General features: G+C 46.0%; 15 protein-coding genes. 9 read left to right on the top strand and 6 right to left on the bottom strand.

Going from position 1 to position 24355, the window contains the following annotated elements; genetic code table 11:
• The first annotated feature begins 457 nt into the window (after nucleotides 1–457).
• The 3 genes from GXO76_09145 to GXO76_09155 all read left to right on the top strand — a co-directional run bounded on the left by GXO76_09145 (nucleotide 458) and on the right by GXO76_09155 (nucleotide 3432).
• On the top strand, nucleotides 458–1024 hold the full coding sequence (locus GXO76_09145) for a sigma-70 family RNA polymerase sigma factor (protein ID NOY78018.1): 567 nt from the start codon (nucleotides 458–460) through the stop codon (nucleotides 1022–1024).
• 8 nt (nucleotides 1025–1032) lie between these two features.
• Entirely contained in the window at nucleotides 1033–2016 is a 984-nt protein-coding gene (locus GXO76_09150; GenBank protein NOY78019.1) for a hypothetical protein, read from the top strand.
• Between the two features lie 105 nt (nucleotides 2017–2121).
• Complete coding sequence (locus tag GXO76_09155; protein ID NOY78020.1) at nucleotides 2122–3432, top strand: DUF4097 domain-containing protein; 1311 nt, start codon at nucleotides 2122–2124, stop codon at nucleotides 3430–3432.
• Nucleotides 3433–3542: 110 nt separating this feature from the next.
• On the opposite strand, the gene GXO76_09160 is transcribed toward GXO76_09155, so the two are convergent.
• Nucleotides 3543–5441, bottom strand: coding sequence for an iron/manganese transporter (locus tag GXO76_09160; protein NOY78021.1), 1899 nt, complete (start codon nucleotides 5439–5441; stop codon nucleotides 3543–3545).
• Nucleotides 5442–5753: 312 nt separating this feature from the next.
• On the opposite strand from GXO76_09160, the gene GXO76_09165 reads away from it, so the two are divergent.
• The 3 genes from GXO76_09165 (at nucleotide 5754) to GXO76_09175 (ending at nucleotide 14436) form a co-directional block, all read left to right on the top strand.
• Nucleotides 5754–6719, top strand: a complete 966-nt coding sequence (locus tag GXO76_09165; protein NOY78022.1) for a hypothetical protein — start codon at nucleotides 5754–5756, stop codon at nucleotides 6717–6719.
• Between the two features lie 129 nt (nucleotides 6720–6848).
• The gene (locus tag GXO76_09170) at nucleotides 6849–12497 is read left to right on the top strand and encodes an aminotransferase class I/II-fold pyridoxal phosphate-dependent enzyme (protein NOY78023.1); all 5649 of its coding nucleotides are present in this window, start codon (nucleotides 6849–6851) and stop codon (nucleotides 12495–12497) included.
• Nucleotides 12498–13122: 625 nt separating this feature from the next.
• Nucleotides 13123–14436 (top strand): hypothetical protein, encoded by a 1314-nt coding sequence (locus GXO76_09175; GenBank protein NOY78024.1) that lies wholly within the window; start codon nucleotides 13123–13125, stop codon nucleotides 14434–14436.
• 172 nt (nucleotides 14437–14608) lie between these two features.
• Here GXO76_09175 and GXO76_09180 read toward each other — a convergent pair whose 3' ends face one another.
• Nucleotides 14609–15268 (bottom strand): hypothetical protein, encoded by a 660-nt coding sequence (locus GXO76_09180; GenBank protein ID NOY78025.1) that lies wholly within the window; start codon nucleotides 15266–15268, stop codon nucleotides 14609–14611.
• A gap of 279 nt (nucleotides 15269–15547) precedes the next feature.
• On the opposite strand from GXO76_09180, the gene GXO76_09185 reads away from it, so the two are divergent.
• Nucleotides 15548–16681 carry a sensor histidine kinase gene (locus GXO76_09185; protein NOY78026.1) on the top strand — a complete coding sequence of 378 codons (1134 nt, stop codon included), beginning with the start codon at nucleotides 15548–15550 and terminating at the stop codon, nucleotides 16679–16681.
• Between the two features lie 30 nt (nucleotides 16682–16711).
• A complete protein-coding gene (locus GXO76_09190; protein NOY78027.1) occupies nucleotides 16712–18049 on the top strand; it encodes a sigma-54-dependent Fis family transcriptional regulator in 1338 nt (445 codons plus the stop codon).
• A 180-nt stretch (nucleotides 18050–18229) separates the two neighbouring features.
• Here the strand turns inward: GXO76_09190 and GXO76_09195 are convergent, their stop codons facing one another.
• Together GXO76_09195 and GXO76_09200 are read right to left on the bottom strand one after the other, a co-directional pair.
• The gene (locus tag GXO76_09195) at nucleotides 18230–18841 is read right to left on the bottom strand and encodes a sugar transferase (GenBank protein NOY78028.1); all 612 of its coding nucleotides are present in this window, start codon (nucleotides 18839–18841) and stop codon (nucleotides 18230–18232) included.
• Nucleotides 18841–20079 carry a DegT/DnrJ/EryC1/StrS family aminotransferase gene (locus GXO76_09200; protein ID NOY78029.1) on the bottom strand — a complete coding sequence of 413 codons (1239 nt, stop codon included), beginning with the start codon at nucleotides 20077–20079 and terminating at the stop codon, nucleotides 18841–18843. Before GXO76_09200 ends, GXO76_09195 begins: the two co-directional genes overlap by 1 nt.
• 309 nt (nucleotides 20080–20388) lie before the next feature.
• Here GXO76_09200 and GXO76_09205 point away from each other — a divergent pair, with 309 nt between their 5' ends.
• Nucleotides 20389–22752, top strand: coding sequence for a hypothetical protein (locus GXO76_09205; GenBank protein ID NOY78030.1), 2364 nt, complete (start codon nucleotides 20389–20391; stop codon nucleotides 22750–22752).
• 63 nt (nucleotides 22753–22815) lie between these two features.
• Here the strand turns inward: GXO76_09205 and GXO76_09210 are convergent, their stop codons facing one another.
• Entirely contained in the window at nucleotides 22816–23847 is a 1032-nt protein-coding gene (locus GXO76_09210) for a glycosyltransferase family 2 protein (GenBank protein ID NOY78031.1), read from the bottom strand.
• 100 nt (nucleotides 23848–23947) lie between these two features.
• Nucleotides 23948–24355 (bottom strand): asparagine synthase (locus GXO76_09215; GenBank protein NOY78032.1); only part of this gene is annotated, 408 nt, incomplete at its 5' end.

Genomic DNA, 24355 nt, shown 5'->3' on the forward strand with positions numbered 1-24355 from the left:
TAGAATATTCTGAATTGATTATTCGAATTCTTAAAGATCTAATATCTTTGCACAAAAACCCCGGCAGAACCAAAAGGGTTTACCAATCCGTATATGAGAGCGCCGTCAGGTGCGAGATGTTTGTAGAATAGGGTGCCTCATTAATTTAAGTGCCGTAGATACGAAAGGTTCACTAACCTGCATGATTCACAAATTTTCGCCATAAAGGCCCTAAGTCACAAAGGTTATTTTAAATAAAATAATTAGCCCGTTGAAACTCAGTTCGTTTGGTATGGTTTTCTGTTTTAATAACTCGCTGGTTATCTTTTTATTAATAATACATTGTGAGCAAAATGCCCGCAAAAATTCCAGGTGAATCGTTTTACAAAACCTGCAGCAGCAGAAATTTTGATTCCCAAAGGCTAACTTTTTGGTAAGTTCTTCGTCAAAATAAACAGAACTGAATAATGAGGCAGGGTTGAGCGAATCTGATTTAATTGTACGCGCACAAAAGGGCGAGATTCAGGCGTTTGAAATGCTTGTCCGTTCTTATGATCGTAAGGTACTCGGTTTTGCCCTTCGACTTCTGAAAAACGCCGAAGATGCCCGGGATGCCTATCAGGACATCTTCCTAAAGGCGTTTCAGGCGCTGCCCGCTTTCAGGGGGAAAAGTCACTTTTCAACCTGGCTTTATCAGATTGCCTATCACACGTGCGTGAATTACCTGCGGAAACGCGGTCGGATAAATGGAATCTCATTTTTTTCTGAAGAGGACGCGGGCAGCGATGTTTCTGTTCAGAAAGACAAACACGGACTCAATCCGGAAGAGGAACTGCTTCAAAAAGAAATGATAGAGGAGATTGAACGAATCGTTCAGACCTTTTCGCCAAAACTGCAGGGTGTATTCCATCTGCGGTACCAGAACGGACTTCCGCTGAAGGAAATTAGTGCCATTACCGGGCTGTCTTTACCGGCCGTCAAACATGCGTTGTTTCGCATGCACGAAAAATTCAGGCGCAATTTGAGGGCATACTTAACCGAGTAAGGAGAAAGATGAACGCGTGTAAAAAAATTCAATCGATCATTCCCGATTACGTTTCAGGGGATTTGCCCGCCGCTCAGAAAAAGCGGGTAGACGAGCACATTCGCAGCTGTTCTGCCTGCCGGACGGCATTGGAACAGGAAAAGAAACTTGCGGCCGTGCTCGGGAAAAGCAAAGCGGCCGTGCCGGAGAGTTTTTTGCAGGAGAATCGCGAACGGCTTCATGCCCGCCTCTTACAGGCAAATCAAAAACGAAAACGAATTTCCGGCTCAGAAAAGCCCTTTTGGAGAATAAGATCCCTGACGATTTTATACCGGGTTGCGGCTGTTGCTGTGGTTTTTGTGGCGGGTGTCTGGTTGGGTACTCATCTGGGTACCTGGTTTGGTTGGTTTGGTTATCCCCCGCCATTGGAAACAACCGGCACGAGCCTATCAAGTGGAGGACTGCATCTGGCGAATTGGAATCCCCGGAAAGAAAGCGTGCGCATTTTAAATTTTGATCCGAAAACACAAACGGTTACCTTTGAGGTCGAGGAAAACCGCCGGTTAATTCTGAAAAAAAATGTGAACGATCCCCAGCTGCAGCAGATGGTGGCGTCTGTTCTTCGGCCTGCTTCACAGGATGGACAGCGGCTTCGGGCGATTCGCATTCTTAATCAAACCGGGAGGGTGCTTTCAAAAGAAAAAAATCTTTCGGAAGATGTTGTTCGTGCCATTTGCTGGGCCGCCAGAAGGGATGCCAATCCGGGTGTCCGGCTGAAGGCCATCCGTACACTGGGTCATCTCAGTGCGGATTCACTGGCCAAAGGGACATTGATGGCGATCCTTCAAAATGATTCGATCCCGGCCATTCGCTATGAGGCTCTAAATGCTCTGATCGGCGAGCCTTCGGACAATGTGGAACCCATTCTCAAAATGCTGGTCCGGGAGGATTCAAGCAGTGTGCTGCGCATGCGGGCGGAAAATGCCCTGCGAAAAATCGAGCGCAGAGAGTGAAAAGAATGAGCCGTGAATACGTGACTGATTATTTTTCATAGGTGTTGAAATTCTATTTCTTCCTAATTTTTACGAATAACGAGATGGAAAAGAAAGGATGGTTTTATGAGAAGAAAGGTCTCGGTAGAATTTGTCGCAGTTTCACTCATGCTTTTGTTCATGGTTACCCATGCCATGGCTCAGGAAAAACTTTATCGAAAGGGGCCTTATTTTATAGGCGAAATCACCAAGACCCTTTCTGCAGGGAGAGCGGGCATTCTGGACATTCGGAATAAAAAGGGGGACATCACCGTAAAGGGGTGGGATCAACCCAGGGTTCGCATTCAGCAGAAAGTTAAAATGGATGTGATAACGAAATCAGAAGCACAAAAGGGATTTGAATTGGTGAAAAATTCACTGCATGTGTCCGGGAAACGGATTCTTGTGGACGGGCAAGACTTCCGGTCGTGGATGCGGGTGGATTTTGTTGTGATGGTACCGAGGGCGTTTAATGTAAACCTGAGGACCAGCGGGGGGGATTTAATCCTTACGAGGCTGAAGGGGAGTGAAGAACTCACGACCAGCGGCGGTGATATTGAAATCCGTCATGCAGAGGGACAAATTCAAGCCAGAACGTCCGGAGGGGATATTTTGGTAAGAGAAGCCAAAGGGACGCTTGCGCTGGCAACCTCTGGCGGCGATTTGGAACTCAGCGCAATTACAGGGGTACTGAGTGCGTCGACCTCTGGCGGCGATATTCGTCTGAAAAACTGCGGGGACAGAATTGCGGTGGCAACTTCTGGCGGGGATATTCAAATCGTAAATACGCGGGGGTATATGAATGCACGAACCTCGGGCGGGAATATTGATGTGAGAGATGCCAATGGACCCTTGCACATCACGACGTCGGGCGGTGACATTCAGGCGGTCCGGGTCAGCGGAAATGTGACGGCCAAGACTTCCGGGGGCGACATCGGGATTGAGGATGTTTTAAAACGCGCAACGGCCATAACCTCCGGCGGGGATATTTCCTTGATGAATATAGGGGATGCGGTAGTTGCCAAAACCTCCGGAGGTGACATAGACATAAAAAATGCAGGGAGCTCCGTGAATGCAGTCACTTCCGGCGGGAATATCAGCGTTAATATGAACCCCCGCAATTTCAAAACCGATCACCATGCCAAAATCATTTCCTCCGGGGGCGATTTGGAGCTGAGTTTGCCTGCAAAGCTCCCGGCATCCATCCATGCCGTTATTCGGATTGAGCACAAATTGTTGCAATCCTATTCCATTACATCTGACTTTCCGCTTCAGATTCAAAAAAGGGATGAAAAGGGGTGGATTAAACTCATTGAGGCAACCGGCGATATTAACGGCGGCGGAGATAAAATTGAATTGAAAACCGTTAATGGAAATATTGTGATCAAAAAGAGATGAGCCTTATCGGAAAAGCGTTTGCCCACGAATTTCACGAATTCTGAACAAGCGATTTTGTTAAAATAAAATTCGTGTCATTCGTGTAATTTGTGGGCATTAAAATAAATTCTTTATTTATCTACCGGGGAAGTCATTCCGCTTGTGTGAACAATCAAAACCGGGATGCTGATTTCGTGCCGAACCTTGTCAATAGTCGCTCCGTGAACCCAATCCTCAACACCACGGTGACCATGAGCACCGACAATCAAAAGATCAAAATCATTTTCATTAATGGCCTTGATTAATTCATTGGCCGGGTCTCCAAAAAGAAGCAGTGTCTCCACGGGTAAATCTTTCTCTTCTATTTCCCGGGCCAGGTCCTCCAGATACGCTTCATCCTGACGGCTGTGGAGACTGGCGCTTTTATCACCGTAAACGATTGTTCCCGGAGCATCCGCAACGTGGATAAGGGTCAAACGCGAGTGATATTTTTTGGCCATGGTGACAGCGGCAGAAACAATTTCGGCATCGCGGTCGGAATTTTCAAGCGCCACCGCAATAGTCTTGAATGAAAACGAATGAAGCCGCCGGGCAATCTTGGCGCCGGTACGCACAATCCCGCTTTCCCACTCCCGGGACACTCCAAAAAACGGGGAAAATGTGATGTAGGCCAGAACCCCCAAAATAAAAGCGGCTGCCGGAATAATCAACAGCCAGAGGAAAAATGAAGCCCCTGTAAGCCAGCGGGTGAGTTCATCCACAGCCAGTTTTATGTTCAGCACAATGATAATGGCGGCCACCGACCAGCTCAGAAATTTCACCCAGTTTTTATTGGCAAATTCGCCCATCTTTTTCTTGTCCGATGTAAAATGAATCAAGGGAATGGTGGCGAATGGAAGCTGAAGACTTAAAATGACCTGAGACAAAATAAGCAGCCGGTAGGTTCCTTCGCTGCCGGAAATGGCAATAACCACAATAGCCGGCAAAAGGGCGATGCTGCGTGTGATCAATCGTCTGAGCCAGGGCTGAAGTCGAATGTTTAAAAACCCTTCCATTATGATTTGTCCGGTTAGGGTGCCGGTGAGAGTGGAGCTTTGTCCGGCGGCAATCAGGGCCACGGCAAAAGCGACCGGCGCAATATGAGTGCCGAGAATGGGTTTTAGCAGTTGATGAGCCTGCTGAATTTCAGTGACTACAATACCGCGGGAAAAGAAGACGGCTGCCGCCATTATCAAAATAGCCGCATTTACAAAAAAGGCCGCGTTTAATGCCACGGCTGAATCGATGAAATTGAATTTGCAGGCTTCGGCTTTTCCGGTGTACGTATTTGAAACGGCCCGGGATTGAACCAGGGAGGAGTGCAGATAGAGGTTGTGCGGCATCACCGTGGCGCCAATAATTCCGATGGCAATGAAGAGGGCTGACGGCGGCAGGTGAGGCACAAATCCGGCCAAAATTCCTCCCCAATCCGGTTTGGCCAGAAAAATTTCAATCAGGAAGCAAGAACCAATCATCGCAATAAGGGCCACAATGAACGCTTCCATTTTTCGTACACCCAGCCGTTGAATGGCCAGAAGCAAAAACGTGTCCAACGCCGTAAGTGCAGCTCCCCAGAGCAGAGGCAATCCGAACAATAAATTCAATCCGATAATTGTTCCCAACAATTCAGCCAGGTCCGTGGCCGCTATGGCAATTTCGGCCAGAATGTACAGAAAAAAATTCAAGGGTTTGGGATATTCCCGTTTGCAGCCCTGGGCCAAATCGTACCCGGTTACAATTCCAAGTCGTGCCGAGAGGGTTTGCAAGAGGACCGCCATCATATTCGACATCAACAGAACCCAGATGAGCGTGTAGCCAAACCGGGCGCCCCCTTCAATGTCCGTTGCCCAGTTTCCGGGGTCCATGTAGCCTACGCTGACGAGATAGGCAGGACCGATAAACGCAAACAGGCGCCGAAACCATCCCCGCTTCCTGACGGGAACCAAATCTTCCGAAGAGTCTGACTTTGTCGATTGGGTTGTGAAATTCATAAGTAATCCTTTTTGTCATTTCTTCTTTGTGAAAATAAAAAATCAGGGTGTCCCTATTTATTGGGCGGTTCAAGTTGAAGAATTATCATTAAAAATTTCAGCATTTTCAATTTGCTTAATACCTCAAAATGATTGGACTTATCCAAAAATATATTTATATTTATCCAAAGAATTTTTCAAAATCAAGCTTTTTTATTTTTATTTGTTTTTCCTCTTGCAATAGGCGCAAGAAGGGATTATATTAAAAAAATTTATTTTGGGTCAAATCTGCCTGTATACATAAAAAAACAACCCCAATCGAGAGGAATTCCGATGATTTTCTGGTATATTCTCTTAGGTCTTATCGTTTTTCTGGTGATTTTATTTGTCATTCTTGCGAAGGCTCGTCGTCCCGATCAGTTGTTGCTCATCGAAAAACACGGCACCGTTCAGCCTTATCTGAAACGCTGGTATTTTTCGAAATCCGTGCTGGCTTTGCCGGCGACAGTAAAGACCATTTCAACGGAAGTAAAGACGCAGGCCCGCGGGAAAATTGATGTCATTATCAAACTGTCGGTATCCTTTTTCCCCGACCCGGAACGCGCCGGAAACCTGATTCGGGTGGGAGGATGGACTCCCGATGCCGTTGACCGCGTCGCTCAAGAGCTGTCCGGGACTGTGCAGGGGCTGGTTGGGGAACTGGTGGAACCCCTTAACATCACGCAGGTGACGCGGGAGAAATTGTCTCACATGCTGCGGCAAAAGCTTCAGGCTCTGGCGCCAAGTTTTGGAATTACGGTAACCTCTGTGGTTGTTTCCGACGCGGAGGCAGCGGATCAAAAGATTGCAGACGCCATTCGAAAGCAGGAAGAAGCCCGCATTCAGGAGGAAATGGAAAAATCGAGCCAGCGATCCCGAATTGCCACAGAAAAACTGCGTTTGGCGGCGGATGATGAAATTGAGCGCATGAAGCACAAAATGGAAATGGAACATCTCAAATTACGGGAAATTGAGGAGCTAAAAGCGGCCGAGCTGGAACAAAAACTACTGGAAAAGGAAACCGAAAAAAAGCGTCTGACGCTGGCGTTAGAGCAGGAGGAAGCCGAACTGCTGAGCCGGCATCCGGAACTGATGATGCTTACGCCGCAGTTAACCCGATTGGTAGAGGCCAGCCAGCAGCTTAAGAGCGCGAAAACGGTTATTTCACTTTCGCCTGAAATTCAAGACGGATTACCCAGAATTTTACAGACTCTGCTGGAACTGCTTCAGTCCCGTAAGGGTCAGGAAAAGGAATCGTGATTCAGTGAAGAATAAAAAGAGACTGCTTTCACGAGACAACAGGGGAATTGCGGCCGTTTTTCTGCACCTCAATCTTAATCTTAGTCTTAATTTTAATCTTAGTCTTAATTTTAATCTTAATCTTAAACAATGTCCTTCTTAAGGCTCAAACCCTCTTTCCCATCGCTTGTCGGAGAAATTAGCAAGCGCACGGCTGATGCACCTGTCGATCCCGAACGGCGCGTGGATTTTCACATTGGGAATCCTGTGCAGGATGACTCACTCGACCGGCTCTACAACGCCGTTCTTTCCGGAGCAGAGTTTCTACAGCCTTTTGCAGAAGATTTCAACGAAAGCGATTTTCTCTCGGATCTCGATGATCCCGATCTGTCCGAATATTTTAAGCTTTTGTTTGAAACCTCCCGGAAATCGGTGGCGTATTCGCCGGCCGGCGGATTTTCGCCGGGGAACCCGGGAACCCTGACGCGCAAACTGGAGGCCTTTTTTAATCGTGTTCAAGACTCACCCACACGATACCATTTTGGGGAAAAAGGCGCTCCGGAATTTGCCCTGGCCTCCGGCGGACGCTGGCAGGCCCTAAAGCTCTTGCTGCAAGTTCTCTTTGAACAGACCGAATATACCTCAACGCAGGGTCTTGTTTTGGGCCGTTTGCCATACCCCCAAATTCTTGCGGCCTGTTCAAATCAGGTAACTCTCGTCGAGAATTCAGGCCCTTCCTTCTTTCGGAAGCTGGAAGCCGCCCGCAAAAACTCCAAATCCGACGCGCTGCTGTTTGTTTTGCTGCTTCAAAAAGTACCCCAGGAGGATCGCAAGCGCCTGGGCGACTTTCTGCAGCAGCACCCCGTTCTTTTGATCGAAGCGAACGACTCTTTGCAGGCCGAAAGTCTGGCATCTTTTTCAAAACTAAAAGGCCAAATGATTCGCATTTTGTCACCGGCTGTCATTCATCCTTACCTGAACTGGTCCAGCCTGTCTTTCATTTTGGCTCCGGCGGATGTCATTGCGGCCTTTAACCGCCAGCATTTTAAAAAGATGGGGACACCGTCGGCAAGTGAAATCAAACTGCTGAATTTCTTTTTGGCAGAAGACGGAACCCTTCTGCCAGATCGGATACCGGGGGGGAAAACGCCCGATTTTTCGCGGTCTGAAACGGCTCAGACAAAGGGCCTCGTTTCAGATGTGCCGTTTCCGGCAGGCCTGTCTACTTTTCTCAAACGTATCCCCAAAATAGCCGAAGCCATCAGTCAAAATATTCAGCACGAAGCGGCTCGTTTGACCGCCCGTTCCGAACAGATGGCGGCCCGCCTTTCCGAAAGCATCCCGGGGCGCGGAGAGAAGCAGGGATACCCGCCGGCTCAGGATCCGTTTCTTGGAAGGCGCCAGGAAGACATGGTTCGGGATTTTTTTCGGAATTTGGGGAATCCGTCGTATCAGGAGGACCTGCAAAAATCGTTTCTGTCCGTTTTTCAATACCTTCATCCGGAGTATCAGCCGGATCATCTGATTCCGGTGAGCGGTTCCGCACGTACGGCGCTGAGCGCCATGGCCGAATTTTGGGACATTCGGGAAGTGATTGTTCCCGATTTTAGCTGGACTGTAAATGATGCCTTCCCCCGGGTAACGGCCGTTCCTCTCGGGGAAAACCTTCAATTGGATGCCCGCCGTTTCACTTCAGTCCTGCAAGAGAAAATGGCGGCTGATTCCAACTGGCGTAACACCGGGGCGGTCATTTTGAACAACCCGCACAACGCGACGGGAAAAATCTGGAATGAACGGGACGTTGAAGCTGTTTTACTTTTTTGTCTGCAAAACGGAATCCGGGTGATCGACGATCTCTCCTATTCAAATGTGGTGATCGCCTCTGCGGACGCGCGGGCGGAGCGTGTTCCCGTGAAAACCCTCAAAATGCTGGCCATCGGGGCCGTTTCACAGGGTAAACTTCGCCAGAGTCAGGTACGATTTCTGGTGACACTTCAATCCATTTCCAAAACCGATTGTAAAGCCGGTGCCCGGCTGGCCGTCTGTGACGTGCCGGACCCGGTGCTTCGGAAAAAACTTTCTGCAGCACTTGCTCCCATTCCTCCCAACCTAATGGCTGTTTTCATGAGCACGCTGTTTTACCGGCAGGGGGAGGACAAGGTTGCCCGGTTTGCCCGGCTGAGGGATTGGATTATGTCGGAGCGGACAAAAGCGCTTCAGCGGGAATTTGAATCGTTGTCGTCGGAGGCGAATCCATATCACATGATTTATGTCTCTCCCGAAGGAGCCATGTACCCGCGTCTGTTTGTAACCGACATGCCCGGCACGGTTCAGATTGAAAAAATCGCTTTTCAACTGGCCGGGCAGGGGATTGGTCTGATTCCAATGACCAATTTTTCACAAACGGTGGAAGGATTTGATCTGGCCCGGCGGACGTTTCGACTGACCCTTGGCGGGCGGTTGGAAATGGATACCATTCCTCAAAAGGTTCGGCGGTTGGTCACGGAATTGTCGGAACAAATCCGACGCCAGGCCGAAAATTACCACTATTATTCTCTGACGGAATCCGATCTTTTTCGGCAGGTGAAAGCCGATGCGGTTACCCAACAGCGGCTGAGGGCGGTTCGGGAAAAATCAGATGCCGTGTTTGAAGAAATTCGAAATCTGGCAGCGAGCGAATTTTTGAACGCATGTCCGGAATGGGCCCGAAAAAACATGGCCGATTCAACGGCTTTGCAGGATTTCTTGACCCAGTTTTTGCCCAGTCGCTGGAGATTTTTCCAGAACCGGCTTTCTGACTGGCTTCTGATTCGGGAGGCGGTCCGCCTGAACGCGGAGAGTCCCGTTTTCAGGACCACCGTTCAGGAAAATTTTCTGAAGGAATTACAGATGGAGTCGTCCGGAACCCGCCGAAGACGCTTTTCGAGGCGCCTGTTCGATCGAACGGTTCATCCCACACAGATGTACTCCCTTCAGGTGGAACAGTGGCTCACACGGCTGGCAAAGGCGAGTGTGGCTCCGGAGGTGTACACGCCGGTATCCGCAAAAATGCTGTTTCGGGCTCTCGTCCAGGAATACGTTGGCGAAAACGTTCCGATTTCTTCCCAGATGGAAGCACAGGAAGCCATTTGCGACCTGGAGGCGCTTCATCTGGCCGAAATCTTCAATGAAATCTTTTTCGGGCACTCGCCGGGCGTCGTTCTTTCTCTGTGGGGCGATTGGGACGGCAGCACCCGCCCGAGTGGTCAGGGGCACACGTTGGTCAGCGGACCGCTCATTGCCAATATTCGGGCACTAACCCTGTTGGTTCACGGTCTTCAGAAAGAAAACCGGCTGACCGAGGAGGACCTAAAGCAGTTGGAGAAGATTGGGTCGATTGAAAAGCGAATCGAAAATTTTCAAAATATTCTGCAAAAGATTACCGGTTTGACCAGCCGCCTGGAAGAAAAATACCGGAAAACCATTCCCCTGGAATATTCACCGGGCAAAATACGGCAGTTTTTACGAAAGCTCGGCCTCTTGCGCGATCCCCTGAAGTCTATTTGGAAACACAACGACCGGAACGAACGCCGGATGCAGCAGTACCGAAAGCAGCGGTCATCTGAAATCAAACAATTATTCGAAATCAATCGTATCCTGACCGGGATGGTCGAGGCGGCCGTTTCCCGGAACCGGGAAACACTGCAAACTGCGGACACGTTGTTTTATTTGCAATCCTACAAAAACTATCTCAAGCGATTTTATTTGACGCCTCGCATCCACCAAAAAATTATTCTGGATAAAGATCAGTTTACAATTGACACAACGGTTTACAATTTGGTGGAACTCAATGTTCTGGCTAACCAGTACGGGTACGATGGATTTGTCCTGGTGATTCAGGTCAGCATGGCCAGCAGTGCCAGGGCCATTTTAACCCTTTACCAGAAATTGTGTGAGGAGAAGGCGCGGGTTTTGCGAAAAATACCGGGTCTGCATTTGCCGGATATCCGGGTTGTTCCCCTGTTTGAAGAGCTGGAGGCTATTCGGCACATTCCGGAATTCCTGGATGAAATCTGGGCGTTTTCCGAGACCACGCGCAAATTGGGTCAGCCTACGGCCGATCGTTTTCGGGAAATTATTGGGGAGTTTTTTATTGCGGGTTCTGATTTGAGCCAGCAGGTGGGACAATTGAAGGCGTATTCGCTCTATCAGGATGCGCGGGAAATGCTGGATCGCTGGATGTGGGAAAAGAACCTGTTGGGGAGAATTCGTATTAAATTCGGCTCGGGAGAATCGCCGCAACGACAGGGAGGCTATTACGATGCCACGGGAGGCCGGCCGGTTTTTGTTGAAGAATTTTACGAAAAAAACCCAATCGTTGAGTCAATGGAACCCCTGAAAAGGGTTTCTCTCCGCCACGCCCGGTCCCCTCTGTCCGGAATTCTCAGCCACAGCGATTTTCGAACCTTCCAGTCAAATGTGATGGAACAGCTCCGCGGACTTCGGGCCCAGGAATTGGCGAATGTTTTTAATCACATTCGAATCAAGCAGCAAGACTTCTGGACTCGCGTGCTTTCAAGGGCTTCCCGGCTTCCGGTTGAAGGAGACAAAACCTGGACGATTCTCCGCCACCTCATTCGCAGGGAGGATGATGCCGTATTTCTGGAATTTCTGGATGATGTACAGACCAATTTTAAGCAGATTGTCTACGGCCGCCCTGAAGACATGACGGGTATTCACGTGGTTTCCTATTTCTTGTCCCGGACCCTTTTGCCGCTTCGCGACCGCCCCACGGTCCGGCCAAGCAAGGAACCGGCAGTGGATCGAAGCCGGGAAATTGTGGAACGCCTTTCCAGTACACTGCCCCTGGCTACTCACGGAACGCTTTTGCGGGCAATCGGCCACAACAAGGCGCAGACGATTTTGCTGGGAGTCAATCAATTTACGACAGGGCTTTTCCGCGCGACTTACCAATTTTTGGAACGGGGAAACAGGAACCGACTGGAGTTGTTTCAACAACATATTTTGCCTCATCTGCCCGTCCGGGATATTTTGAATACCCTTCGGCTGTATCACGATCCTGAATTAACCTGCGTCCGGCAGGTTGAAGATGTGTTCCCGCCGGGGAATTCGGCCCTGAAAGCCCTGAAAGAGGATCAGTCCGTTTTGAAAGATTTTGTCCCCCTGTTTCAGGAAGAATTACTGCGGAAAAACGGTGTGTTGGCAAAAGGGCAACTGCCATCCAGAAAAGAATGGGATGATCTGATTCCATTTCTTCGCCCGGATTTGGCGGTTCTTTTACAGGAAGATATTTTTAACACACAGCCTGAAGTGCTGCCCGGATGGGCGCACGTCCCTGAAAGCCTTCGTCCGAAATGGGAAGAGGAGTTTATCAGGCGCCGGATTATTGCTGACACTCGTGAAAAAATGTGGCACATGCTCCGGGAGCCGATTTCCGAACAGGTGCGGAGTTTTATTGAACTGGCCCGGGCGGTGAAATCGCTGTTTTCGCGCGAGTCCCGATTTGAGCCTCCAACAGGCAGTGTTTCGCGTGGGCGTGTGACGCGCCTGGCCTCCCAAATTAATGATATGCTCCGAAATGTAGTGGACGACAGCATGCGTCAGTTTTTACTGACCGCCGTGCAGTATTTTATTTATTTGCCCGAAACCATGAAAGATATTCCGGAAGAGGTGCTCCTTGCCCTGCGGGACATGGAGAAAATTCTCAAATTGGATGAAGAGGCACTCACGCGGGAACAACAAAAAATCCTGCTTTCCTATTTTTTGAAAATGGCACGAATCAGTGGAAATAGCGGATAGAAGAAAGACACACCCCTAAATCCGCCTCTTAATAGAGGGGACTTTGGTGGGGTGGTCTTGGGGAGAGCGGGGAAAAAGGTGAAATGCGCTGTTTTTGGTAAGATTTTAGGACTTTGCAAGAATAAAAATCCCCTCTTGAGAGGGGTGGTCTGCCTCCGGCAGAGCGGGGTGTGTGACGGTGTTTATTTTTGAGGGTAGTATTTGAATTTCAAATGGGAAAAGTAAAAGGACACACCCCTAAATCCCCTCTTAATAGAGGGGACTTTGGTGGGGTGGTTTTGGGGAGAGCAGGAAAAAAGTGAAATGCGCTGTTTTTGGTAAGATTTTAGGATTTTGCAAGAATTAAAAATCCCCTCTTGAGAGGGGTGGTCGGCCTCCGGCAGAGCGGGGTGTGTGACGGTGTTTATTTTTGAGGGTAGTATTTGAATTTCAAATGGGAAAAGTGAAAGGACACACCCCTAAATCCCCTCTTAATAGAGGGGACTTTAGTTAAGTGGCTTTGGGAAAGAAGGGGAAAAAGGGGAAAAGAATTACCCCATTCGGGTAAAAATCTGCTTCACACATCTTACATCATTCATCCCCTGATTTGTCAGGGAATACTACTCACCCTATCGAGGAGTTAAAAATGAAACCAGAGATTTACGTCATCAGTTTGGGCGCGGATAAACCCAAAGGTGTACCGGGATGGCCAAATGCCGAATTGGATCCAAAGGAACGGGCAGCAGAACTTTTCAAAAAGGTGAAATCCTTTTTCCCCAATTACACCTTTAGCGGCGGTGAGCTTTTGGACAGTACAAACGATGCGTTCAATGCATTTAAGGCCCGCGTCGAAAAGGCCCAACCGGATGGTGTGCTCATCTTCGGGCTGGCCATTCCACACCATACCGTGAAGCGTTTTGGTGAATTAAACATACCCATGCTCTGGGTGAATGATCCTTATGGCGGCGATCTTTATTATTTGGACGCGATGGAGGTGGGACTTCAGGAGAAATGGCCGTTTGTGGGGTTGAGTTCGTCCCGTTTTTCCGATATTGGGAAAAAACTGCGTTATTTCGACGTCATTCGTGGATTGCGCGACTCCAGAATTCTGGCCGTCCGGGATCGTGCGTATCCGGCAGACTATGTGGAAAAAATCAGGCGAAACCTGGGGGTCGAGATTCTTGTTTTGAATCACGAGGCCTTTAATGCCGTGTACGAGAATGTGTCTGAGGAAGAAGCCAAACAGTGGGCAGAGCGCTGGATTTCGGAAGCAGAAAAGGTGATGGAACCGCAATTTGAGGATGTTCTGGCGGGAGCCAAAACCTACCTGGCCCTGAAGGAACTCATGGCCCGGGAAAAGGCCAACACCGTCACGGTGGATTGCCTTGATTTGGTTTACAGAAAAAAGATTTCCGCCTATCCCTGTCTGGCGTTTTTTCAGTTGAACAATGAGGGCTCCACCGGTATTTGCGAGGCAGACATCGATTCGGCCCTCACGCAATTGATTATCCGCTTTTTGGCTGAACGTCCGGGGTATGTTTCCGATCCTGTGATTGATCAGGGAACCGGACAGATTGTTTACGCCCATTGTGTAGCGGCCTCCAGGATGAAAGGGCCGAAGCGGGAAGCCATGCCGTACATTTTGCGGTCGCATGCCGAGGACAATTCGGGCGCCTCGGTTCAGGTAAAAATGACGCCGGGTGAAATTATGTCGACCATAAAATTTGATATCAAAACCAATCGGATTGCGTTTCACAAGGGTAAAATCGCAGGCAACATTGACACCGATCGGGCCTGCCGAACAAAGGTAGCCGTGGAAGTGGACACGGACGCCCTGGCCCGAAATTACCAGGTGTCAAAATTTGGCTGGCACCGCGTTTCCTTTTACGGCGACTGGGAGACGGAAATCCGCGAGTTGGCTCAGCTCATGCAGTGGGAATTTTGGGACGAATTAAAATAGGCCAAAAAATATTGCAGCCAGAGTGCGGAGGAGATTTTCTTATGTTCAGTCAAAAAACAATGAATTAAACGAATCGCCCTGATTTTTGTTTTAATAAAATCGCTTTGTGAAAATTCGTGGAATGGGTGGAAAAAAAGCTTTTTAAAGTAAACTCGTTCCTGGATCCTGATTCTTACTTGATTTTTGCTTGTGCTTGTTTCGTTTCTAACTCCACACGAAAACAACGTTCGCCCTCCAATATAAAGGGGGAAAATCCCATTCGGTGCAAATACCGCTCGTGGACTTTGCCGCCGGGTCGGGTGTAAATAATGAAAAAACCGCGTGAAGTAAAAAACTCGGCTTTGCGGTGGTACACATATTTCCCAATCTTAAAGTCCCGATATCCGGGAATAACGAAATCGAGTGTAACAAAAAGACTGTGTGTGTCCTGAACGTCGGCAATAAACAGGCCGGCGGGTACCATGTTGCGCAATACGAAAAAAATAATCAGGTTTTTATCCGGATTGAATTTGAAATCGGGTTGAAATTTTTCAATCTCCGTGGCGTAAAACTCGAGAAAATAGTTTAAATATTTGGAATCCTTTTTTACCTCCAAAAGCGTGAAGTATTCCTTTGTCCCGAAGATCTGGATTAAAAAGTAGAGGTCAATCAAAACAATTAAAAAATTCAGAATCACAATTGGGTACGCATGAATCAGAAATCCGTAAAGCGTAAATGCAGCGGCTCCAATCAAATTTATGATACGCAATTTTAGAATCGAGCTCATCATGAGCGAAATGGCAACCAGAATGGAAGCAAAATAGCCAATCAATTCAAATGTACCGATGTGCATGAAAAAGGTGTCCTTTTTTATCGTTTAAGCCAACTCCGGGGAATGACAAAAAAAGAGAAGCCATCTAACATCCGCATGAGAGGGCTCGTCTCTAAGAGAGTTTTCCGCGCTTACACCGATTAGGCAATCCTCACTTGTTTGATGCAAAAGCCAAACTATCCGGCATAAATAAAATAAATTTGGCATAAAAATGCAAAGATAATTAAAATGACATAAATTTGAAAATCATTGCGGATGATTTCAAAATTCTATATATTATTATAAATATAAGAGGAAGATATGACTCCTAAGTATTCTGCTTTAATTATTAAGCTGAGTCAACTGGTTAAAATAGTTTTTATTGCCATTTTGATACTGATTGTAACGCTTTTGCACTACAGTACCAAAACATCTATGCCCCATTGGCACGAAGTCTACAAAACCCTCTATTTTATTCCGATTATTTTGGCTGCTTTCTGGTACGATCTGGCAGGTGCTCTCACGACCTCGCTAATTATTAGCCTGGTTTATCTTCCTCATGTTATTTTTCAATGGGGAGGAAGTTTCTCTTTCAATAGCAGCCGCATTTTAATGATTCTTCTCTATAATATTATTGCGCTGGTCACGGGCTATCTGGCTCAGCGAGAAAAACAAGAACGGGCGCGGTATCAGGAGGCAGCAGAAAAACTGGACGATTCGTATGAACGCTTGAAAGCACAGTCCGATCAACTCAGATTGATTGAAGAAAAGCTTCGTCAAACGGAAAGGCTCTCCACACTGGGGGAGCTGACAGCCAGTTTGGCTCACGAGGTCAGAAATCCGCTGGGGTCCATTAAGGGTGTGGCCGAAATTCTTTCTGAAGAGTATGCGGAATCGGGAAAGAATCGGGAGTTTGTGGATATTTTGCAGACGGAGGTTTCTCGTCTGAATGAAGTCGTAGGGAACTATTTAAATTTTGCCCGGACAAATCGTGTTCAAAAGAAGCCCACAAATATAGTTGAAGTCTTACAGTCCACACTGGCGCTGGTGCGGGTAAAGATAAACCATGCAGGCATCCGAATGCGCATTCACCTTCCGGAAGAGGAAGTACCTGTTTTGGGGGATGAGCATTTGCTGCGGCAGGCGCTTTTGAATCTTGTTTTGAATGCAATTAATGCCATGCCTAACGGAGGGGATTTGGCGGTAAATTTAAATGAAAAAGAAGAATTGGTCGAAATTTGTTTGAAGGATTCCGGTACAGGTATTCCCCGGAATAAGATGAAGGATATTTTTAGGGTATTTTATACCACTCGGGAATCCGGTACCGGATTGGGACTTCCGATTTCGAAGCGAATTATTGAAGAACATGGGGGAAAATTGCTGCTAAAAAGCGAGTATCAAAAGGGCACACAGGCCATTATTATTTTGCCCAAAATGACTGAAAACCATTCGTAAGATTTGTGATTTATTTTCAGGGTACATAAAATGATGAAATTATTACTTGTTGATGATGATGAGAGTCTGTGCCGGGTTATTGCGCACCAACTCAGGCAAATGGATTTTCAAGTGGATATCGCCTTTACGGGTGAGAAGGGACTGGCGCTATTTAAGGCCAACTCATATGACGTGATTCTTTCAGATATTAACTTGCCCGGGATAACCGGAATGGATGTTCTAAAGAGCGTCCGGGAGCGCGATAAAGAAGTTATTTTTATTTTGATTACGGCTTACGGCTCTGTAGAAAATGCCGTGGCGGCCTCTAAATTTGGCGCAGATGATTATTTAATTAAACCCTTTGGAAAAGAGGCCATGCGCTTTGTAATTGAGAAAGCGCTTCGTTTCAGACAACTCCGTCAGGAAAATCGCAGGCTAAAAATTGAACTCTCGCAAAAGTTTGGATTCGATGCGTTGGTAGGGAGAAGCCCCAAAATGGAGGCTCTTGTGCAAATGGCTTTTCGGATGGCCGCCAGCGATTCTACGGTTCTGATTTTGGGGGAGAGCGGTACCGGGAAAGAATTGCTTGCCAGGGGGATCCATGCCAACAGCGGCCGGCGGGAAGGCCCCTTTGTAACCGTAAATTGTCCGTCTATTCCTGAACAATTATTGGAAAGTGAGTTGTTTGGGCATGTGAAGGGAGCCTTTACAGGAGCGGTCAAAGACAGACGGGGCAAATTTGAAATGGCCAATGGCGGGACGTTGTTCCTGGATGAAATCGGGGATTTGAAATTTGATCTCCAGTCAAAGTTGCTTCGTGTTTTACAAGAACGGGAAATTGAACGGGTGGGCGAGAATAAGCCTATTCCTGTCGATGTGCGCATTATTGCGGCGACAAATAGGAATCTGGAGCAAATGATGAAAGACGGACAGTTCCGGGAGGACCTGTACTATCGCTTGCGTGTATTGCCCCTGGTTATCCCTCCTCTTCGGGAAAGAAAAGAGGACATCATCCCGCTTGTTCACCATTTTATCAAGAAGCATGGCAATGGCGTGGATTACAAAATTGACCCGGATGTTCTGGAGTTGCTGGAGAATTATGATTGGCCGGGAAATGTGAGGGAATTGGAGAACGTGATTGAACGTGCGGTTGTTTTGAGTGCCGATGGGCGAATTACATCGGATTTGCTTCCCGAGGAATTCCGTTTTCCTGCCCCCCATCGGATAAGCGGAGGTGAAGGGTCAAAATCGACTTTGCTGGAAGTAGAAAGGCAGGTTATTGAAGATGCGTTGCGCAAGGCTAACGGGAATCAGTCCAAAGCGGCCAAACTGTTGGGAATCCCCCGGCACGTCTTGCTGTATCGGCTGAAGAAATATGAGAAGGGATGAGAGAAAGCAGGATACATGCGTTCAGATAACATGCCTATATTCAAACGATCCATCAAATAAACGGTAAGAATAAGAACAGGCATCAAAAGGGGGAAGTCAAATCATTCTTGGATTTCTAAACGTGCAGCACTGACGTATCACTTTGGATTGATGAAATAATTACAATGAGCTTTGAATATTCTATGTGGGGGGCAAGAAATCTTTTGGCAGATCACGTCCTAAGATCGTTATAAAAATCAGTCTTAGATCAGAAAAGAAGTGGCGATTCTTAAGATAATGCGCTGAAAGTTTAATTTTATGGGGTAAAACCTTTTCCAAATAGTACTTTTCCCAATTCGATGATTGAGCCAATACCCTTTCTTCGTTTCTGTAAACCAGGGATGCCGGATCGGTCATTCCGGGTCTGTTTTGAAGTAAGAATTTATAATCATTTTTATAGAACTGAACATATTTTGGAACTTCTGGCCTTGATCCTACAAAACTCATCTCTCCCCGAAGAATATTAATGAGCTGTGGAAGCTCATCCAATTTATATTTTCTTAGAAGTTGACCCATCCTTGTTATCCGAGAATCGCCGGAAACGGTAATTGAGGCTCCGTTAATATCCCGTTCATTGACCATTGTACGGAATTTTAGGATATCGAACAAAATGAGGTTTTTCCCCACCCTTTTTTGTTTAAAAAAAACAGGCCCCCTGGAATCCAATTTAATAAACAATGCAATGAGTAAAAAGAGTGGCAGGAGTACAGCAAGTGAGATGAGTGAAACGACAAAATCAAAACTTTTTTGAATCAATTTTGCCTCGTCAAAATTGCAGATTTTTCATTTGATATTCCATGTCTGCCCACGGGATAATATTTTTTCTTCCTGTATATCTGAATAATCCTTAGTACCGATTTTATTACCCGATTAACTTCCGATTGTGTCATTCCCGGGAAGATCGGCAGAGAAATTGTGCGTTTATAAAGCCATTCTGAATTTGGAAAATCCCCTTTTTTATAATTGTACGTTTTTTTATAGAACGGATGGTGATAGAGAGGAATAAAATGCACGGATGTTCCGATACCGTCGTGAGCCAACTCCTGAATAAATTGATTCCGGCTGATGGTTAAGCGGTCAATATCTAATATAAGAGTAAACAAGTGCCAGGCATTGGTTATGCCGGAATTGGGCTTGTATGGGATAATTTCGCTAATTCCTTGAAAAGACTGTAGATACGCTCTGGCAACATCTCTTCGTTTTTTCCACATCCATTCCAATTTTCGCAGTTGTGCCAACCCCAAAGCTGCTTGAATGTCTGTCATATTATATTTAAAACCCGCGTCAACCACTTCATAATACCATGAACCGTTTGTTGAATAGCGCTTCCACACATCGGATGAAATACCGTGCAGGCGCGCTGTTCTAATACTTTCGGCCCATTCCTTGTTGTTTGTGGTTACCATCCCGCCTTCCCCAGTAGTCAGGGTTTTTGTGGCGTAAAAACTGAAGCAGGTCAAATCGCCAATTGTCCCAATTTTATTGCTGTTGTACCAGGCAGGTAAAGCGTGAGCCGCATCCTCAATAACTTTTAGGTTAAACTTTTTTGCGATCTTTTTTATGGCGTTCATTTCGCAAGGAATACCACCAAAATGCACAGGGATAATCGCCTTAACATTGCCTGGATCTGCTTTCTTTTCAAGTAATTTCGAAATGGCATGAGGGTCTATGTTCGCAGTGTCCTTCTCAATATCCACAAGAATTGGCTTGGCACCAAAGTAAGCGACCACTTCTCCAGTAGCCGTAAACGTAACTGCAGGGATCACGACCTCATCTCCCCTCTTGATACCGACAGCTTTCAGGGCCAAGTGAAGAGCCGCTGTCCCGGAATTGACGCTTATTGCCTCAGAGACACCAATATAATCAGCAAAAGCCTTTTCAAATTTGATGGTTTTGGGGCCCATGGTAAGCCAACCCGATCGAATAGAATCAATTACTTCGTTAATTTCTTCATCCGTAATATAGGGGCGGTGAAAGGGAATATTTTTCATTGAAGGTGTTCCTGTTTTATAGTCAGCATTTTTATTGACGTTGGCATCATGAATTTTCTAAAATACCAAAAATTATGTGATTTTTTTATGAATTATTTCTATATTGAAATACAAAATTGTAACTGCTCCGGTTTGTAGTCGTTAGATTCCTAAAGACTGTTAGTTGGGGATCACGCCACTGGTTAGAATTATATGGCTGTTTCGTATTAATATAGTGGTAATAAAATGGCATAAAATATGCAGGTAATTCCAGATGAATGCAATCGATTTGCGGCATTTTATTTATTATATCAAAAGAAAGAAGTTCGTATGAAAAAGAATAAAATTAAATATTACATAAAAGGCCAGATCTTTTTATTTATTTTATTTTTAAGTATCGCCCGCCCTATAGCTGCCAAAACCTATTTTATTGATCCAAACGGATCAAATCAAAATCCAGGAACGGAATCACTTCCTTTGGCTACATTTGAATATGCTATGAACGTTCTCCAACCCGGCGATGTGCTCTTGCTAAAAGACGGTGTCTATCGGCAAACATTGAATGTAACCCTTTCGGGAAAAGAAAATGCCCCCATCGCATTTCGGGCTCAAAATGATGGAAAGGCTGTCGTTGATGGTGAATATGTTCGCTCGGTATTGACCATTGTAGATCAGCATGATATTACGATCGGGGGCATTGTATTTAAGAATTCGAATGGGAGTGTAATAAGGGTTACCCGTTCGTCTCGTGTTATTTTAAGACGGGTCTCCGCCTATAATGCCGGTTCCGGCAATTACCATGTATTTGACATCTGGTTGGATCATGACATTCTTTTGGAGGATTGCGCCGCCTCAGGTTCTGGTAGAATGATGTACGATGTTCTTAACTCTCGGGATATTACACTTCGCCGATGCTGGGGACGCTGGCAATCCCATTCCGGCGGCGGCGGAGATAACGGCATTATTGAAATTTATGGCACAAATAATTCTTTGGTTGAAAACTGTATTGGTACGAAAGATACCCATGCTTCGGTGAATGTTCAAGGTATTGGAGTCTGGGCAAACTGGTACAACGAACGGGCGGATAGCAATCGCTTTTTCGGAAATATCACATTTAATCTTTCATCTTGGTCATTTTTCAATACCAGTGCCCAGCACCGCACGATTGCCAATCAATTTATTGACAATGCCTCCATTCAATCACCTTATGGATATATTCAACGCGGAGATGCCAATTGCACGGTGCGACAGATGACGATTGTGGGCGCCCAAAAAATCGCTTTCTCGTTGGATCCCAATTCCCTCCCATTGGACTCTGACTATTTTATTAAAAGCGACGTGAGAAATTCTGTTTTTATCGACGCCGGTATTGGATTTTCTGTGAATAATCGATTTCCTTCAAGGATTTCCCTATTTGAAAAATATAATGATCTTTTTCGGGTAGATCGACCCTATAGCGGCTTTTCTCCTGCCAATTCCCATGATATTCAACAAGATCCAGAATTTTTGGTCAATCGCTATGGAAAGGGAGGATATTTGTTTGTTCCTGATTCTTCCCCTGTCAAAAATTTGGGTGAAGCGGGGACGAGGATTGGAGCAAAAATACTCTATCGTTACGAAAATGGTTCTCTTTCAACTATTCCTCTTTGGCCATGGCCTATGGAAGAACGCATTCTTAACGAGACGGGGCAGAGTGTGACCTATGAATCAAAAGGTGGGCTCTGGAAAACGCTTGACGGACTTTATACTGAAACACAATCCCCCTTTGACTTCAGTATCTCAAGTGAAAGTGAGATTGATTTACCGGTCAGGGGAGAGGCCGACGCCAACATTTCGATTAAATTAATATCGGGGAGTTCATCCCCCGTTACATTGTCTGCAGAAAAACTCCCACGGGGAGTGACTGTTCAATTTCAGCGGGAACCGTACACCCCTACCTGTGAGGCAAAAGCAATTTTTAAGGCCGATTCAACAGCTATTCCCGGAAACTACTATGTTAGCCTTTGGGCTGATGGGAAAACCGTTCAACACTCTGTAAATTTGAGGCTGGTTATCACGAAACCCCTGACAAATGAATTAACCAGTTTCCATGTAATATCGGCTATTACTGTTGATGGTTTCCTGAGGGAAAAAGCCTGGAACTATGCAGATTCTGTTATATTTAATAACCCACAAAAAAGCGATAATCAAGTCACCGCTTTTAGTCTATGGAATGATCAAAACCTTTATTTTGCTTTTCGTGTTAAAGATAACCAATTAGAAGTTTCAAATTCTGCACTTTGGTTAGATGATGGTATTGAAATTTATTTGGATACCCAGAACAATAGATCCACTTCTTTAGATTCTGATGACTATCATTTTATTGTGACTATAAATAAAATATCTAATATTTCGGGGATACCCATTGGTTTTCATCAAAGTGAGCAGGGTTATGTTCTCGAGATAGCGATACCATGGTCCCTGATCAATACAGTTCCTGCAGCTAACCAAACAATGGGATTTCTTCTCGGGAATAATGACCGTGACAATGAAAAAACGGTACAGTTTGACTGGCTAAATCTGATTCAATTAGGAAGTTATGCTCATCCCAATTTATGGGGAACTCTGTTTCTCTCTAATAAACCTGTAGGGTCTGTGGATGACAAGCCCCCCCAACAGCCGTCCGGCATTCGTGTCCGGCCGGGGGGAAATTAGCTAACATAAAAAGTTCATGTAAAAAAGCTCATCCAATGAAATGTGTTCTGGCTATTCGCAATTCTATCGGTTGGGCGGAATTTCCAATAACACGGCTGGCTTATTCTTCCCCTTGAGAATAAAAAAATCCCAGATGCCTTTTATATATCCCATTCCATAACTGAAATGCAGAATTGTGAATGCGGCCGGAAGGTAAAATATTTCCTTCCAATTTTTCCGAAAGGCCCTTTTAAGGGACACAAAAAGGCTTATCGAAAAATAAAACCCTAATAAACCCAAAAGTGCCATACGACCCAGTGGATAAAGAAAGGCTAAAGGGATTAAAAGGGTTAGGGAGCTCACAAAGAGCCCGGGGATTAATTGGCGCCAACTCAATATCTTCCCCAATTTTTGTACCACTCGTGGCTTAAAATAACCATATTGGAAGTACATTTGCCACAATTTGAGAAAATTATCTCTGGCGTGATAATAGCTTACAATTTGAGGAACGAGGAGAATTGTGCCCCCGTTATTGATAATACGATAGTTAAATTCATCATCCTGATTGCGCGTTAATTCTTCGTCAAAATAACCAAATCTTGCAAAAACGGAACGCCGATAACAGCCGAAGGGTACTGTGTCCACGTAGCGAATTCTGTCCGTTCCAATTCGAAAATAGGAGTTTCCCATTCCAAAGGGATGGGAAAGCGCGCTGGCAATTGCCCTGGATTTTGGAGAATTTGTTGCGGGGATTGTAACCAAAACGCCTCCGACACAATCAACCTGGTGTTTCTCCATCATTTGAACATTTAGGGAAATGAAGTCTGGTGTTATTTTGGAATGGCTTCCCAATATAATGACATACTTGCCGGAGGAAGAACGAATGCCAATATTCAGTGCAATCGGCGTTGTGAGGCCGGGATTTTCAAAAAAGCGAATGTAAGAATATTTTTTTGCATAATGTTGGGCGATTTTAGTCGTTCCATCATTACTCTTTCCATCAATAACCAGAATTTCTAAATTTTCCTTCGGGAATGTACTCTCAATAATTGAATCCAGGCATGGAGCCAGATATTTTTCTTCATTTCGGCAAGGGATAATAATTGATACAATCATTTATAAAAAGTCCTGTGTTTCTTAAGGGGAAGGTAAATGGGAAACTCGCGGTCTAAATGTTCTAAGTCTCAAGACAGGGTTTAAGGTTGTTTTATTGTGTTTAATCAATAAATTCACGCAACCAAAGCTCCAAGTTTACCCAACGCCAGATATAACCACTTATGTTCCGTTTGCCCTCACAGTGTATTGCAAACATTTGTTTTGCCTCATCAGCATTAAAAAACGGCCTTGATGCAAAACTTCTGGAGTTTAGAATCTGCGTTATAACAGCCTTCAATTCTCCTCTGAACCAGCTATCTTCTGGTGTAGAAAATCCCATTTTATCCAGTCTATTATGTACAAGCTTGGGCAAAACCTCCTTCGTCGCATTACGAAGTATGTGCTTTGTAACCCCACGCTGTATCTTTTGAGAAGAAGGCAGGGAAAAAGCGAATTCCACTAACCTGTGATCCAGGAATGGAACTCTGGATTCTATGGAATGCGCCATGGAATTTCTATCGTCAAATCG

The sequence above is a fragment of the Calditrichota bacterium genome, from assembly GCA_013151735.1.
Lineage (GTDB): Bacteria > Zhuqueibacterota > JdFR-76 > JdFR-76 > BMS3Abin05 > BMS3Abin05.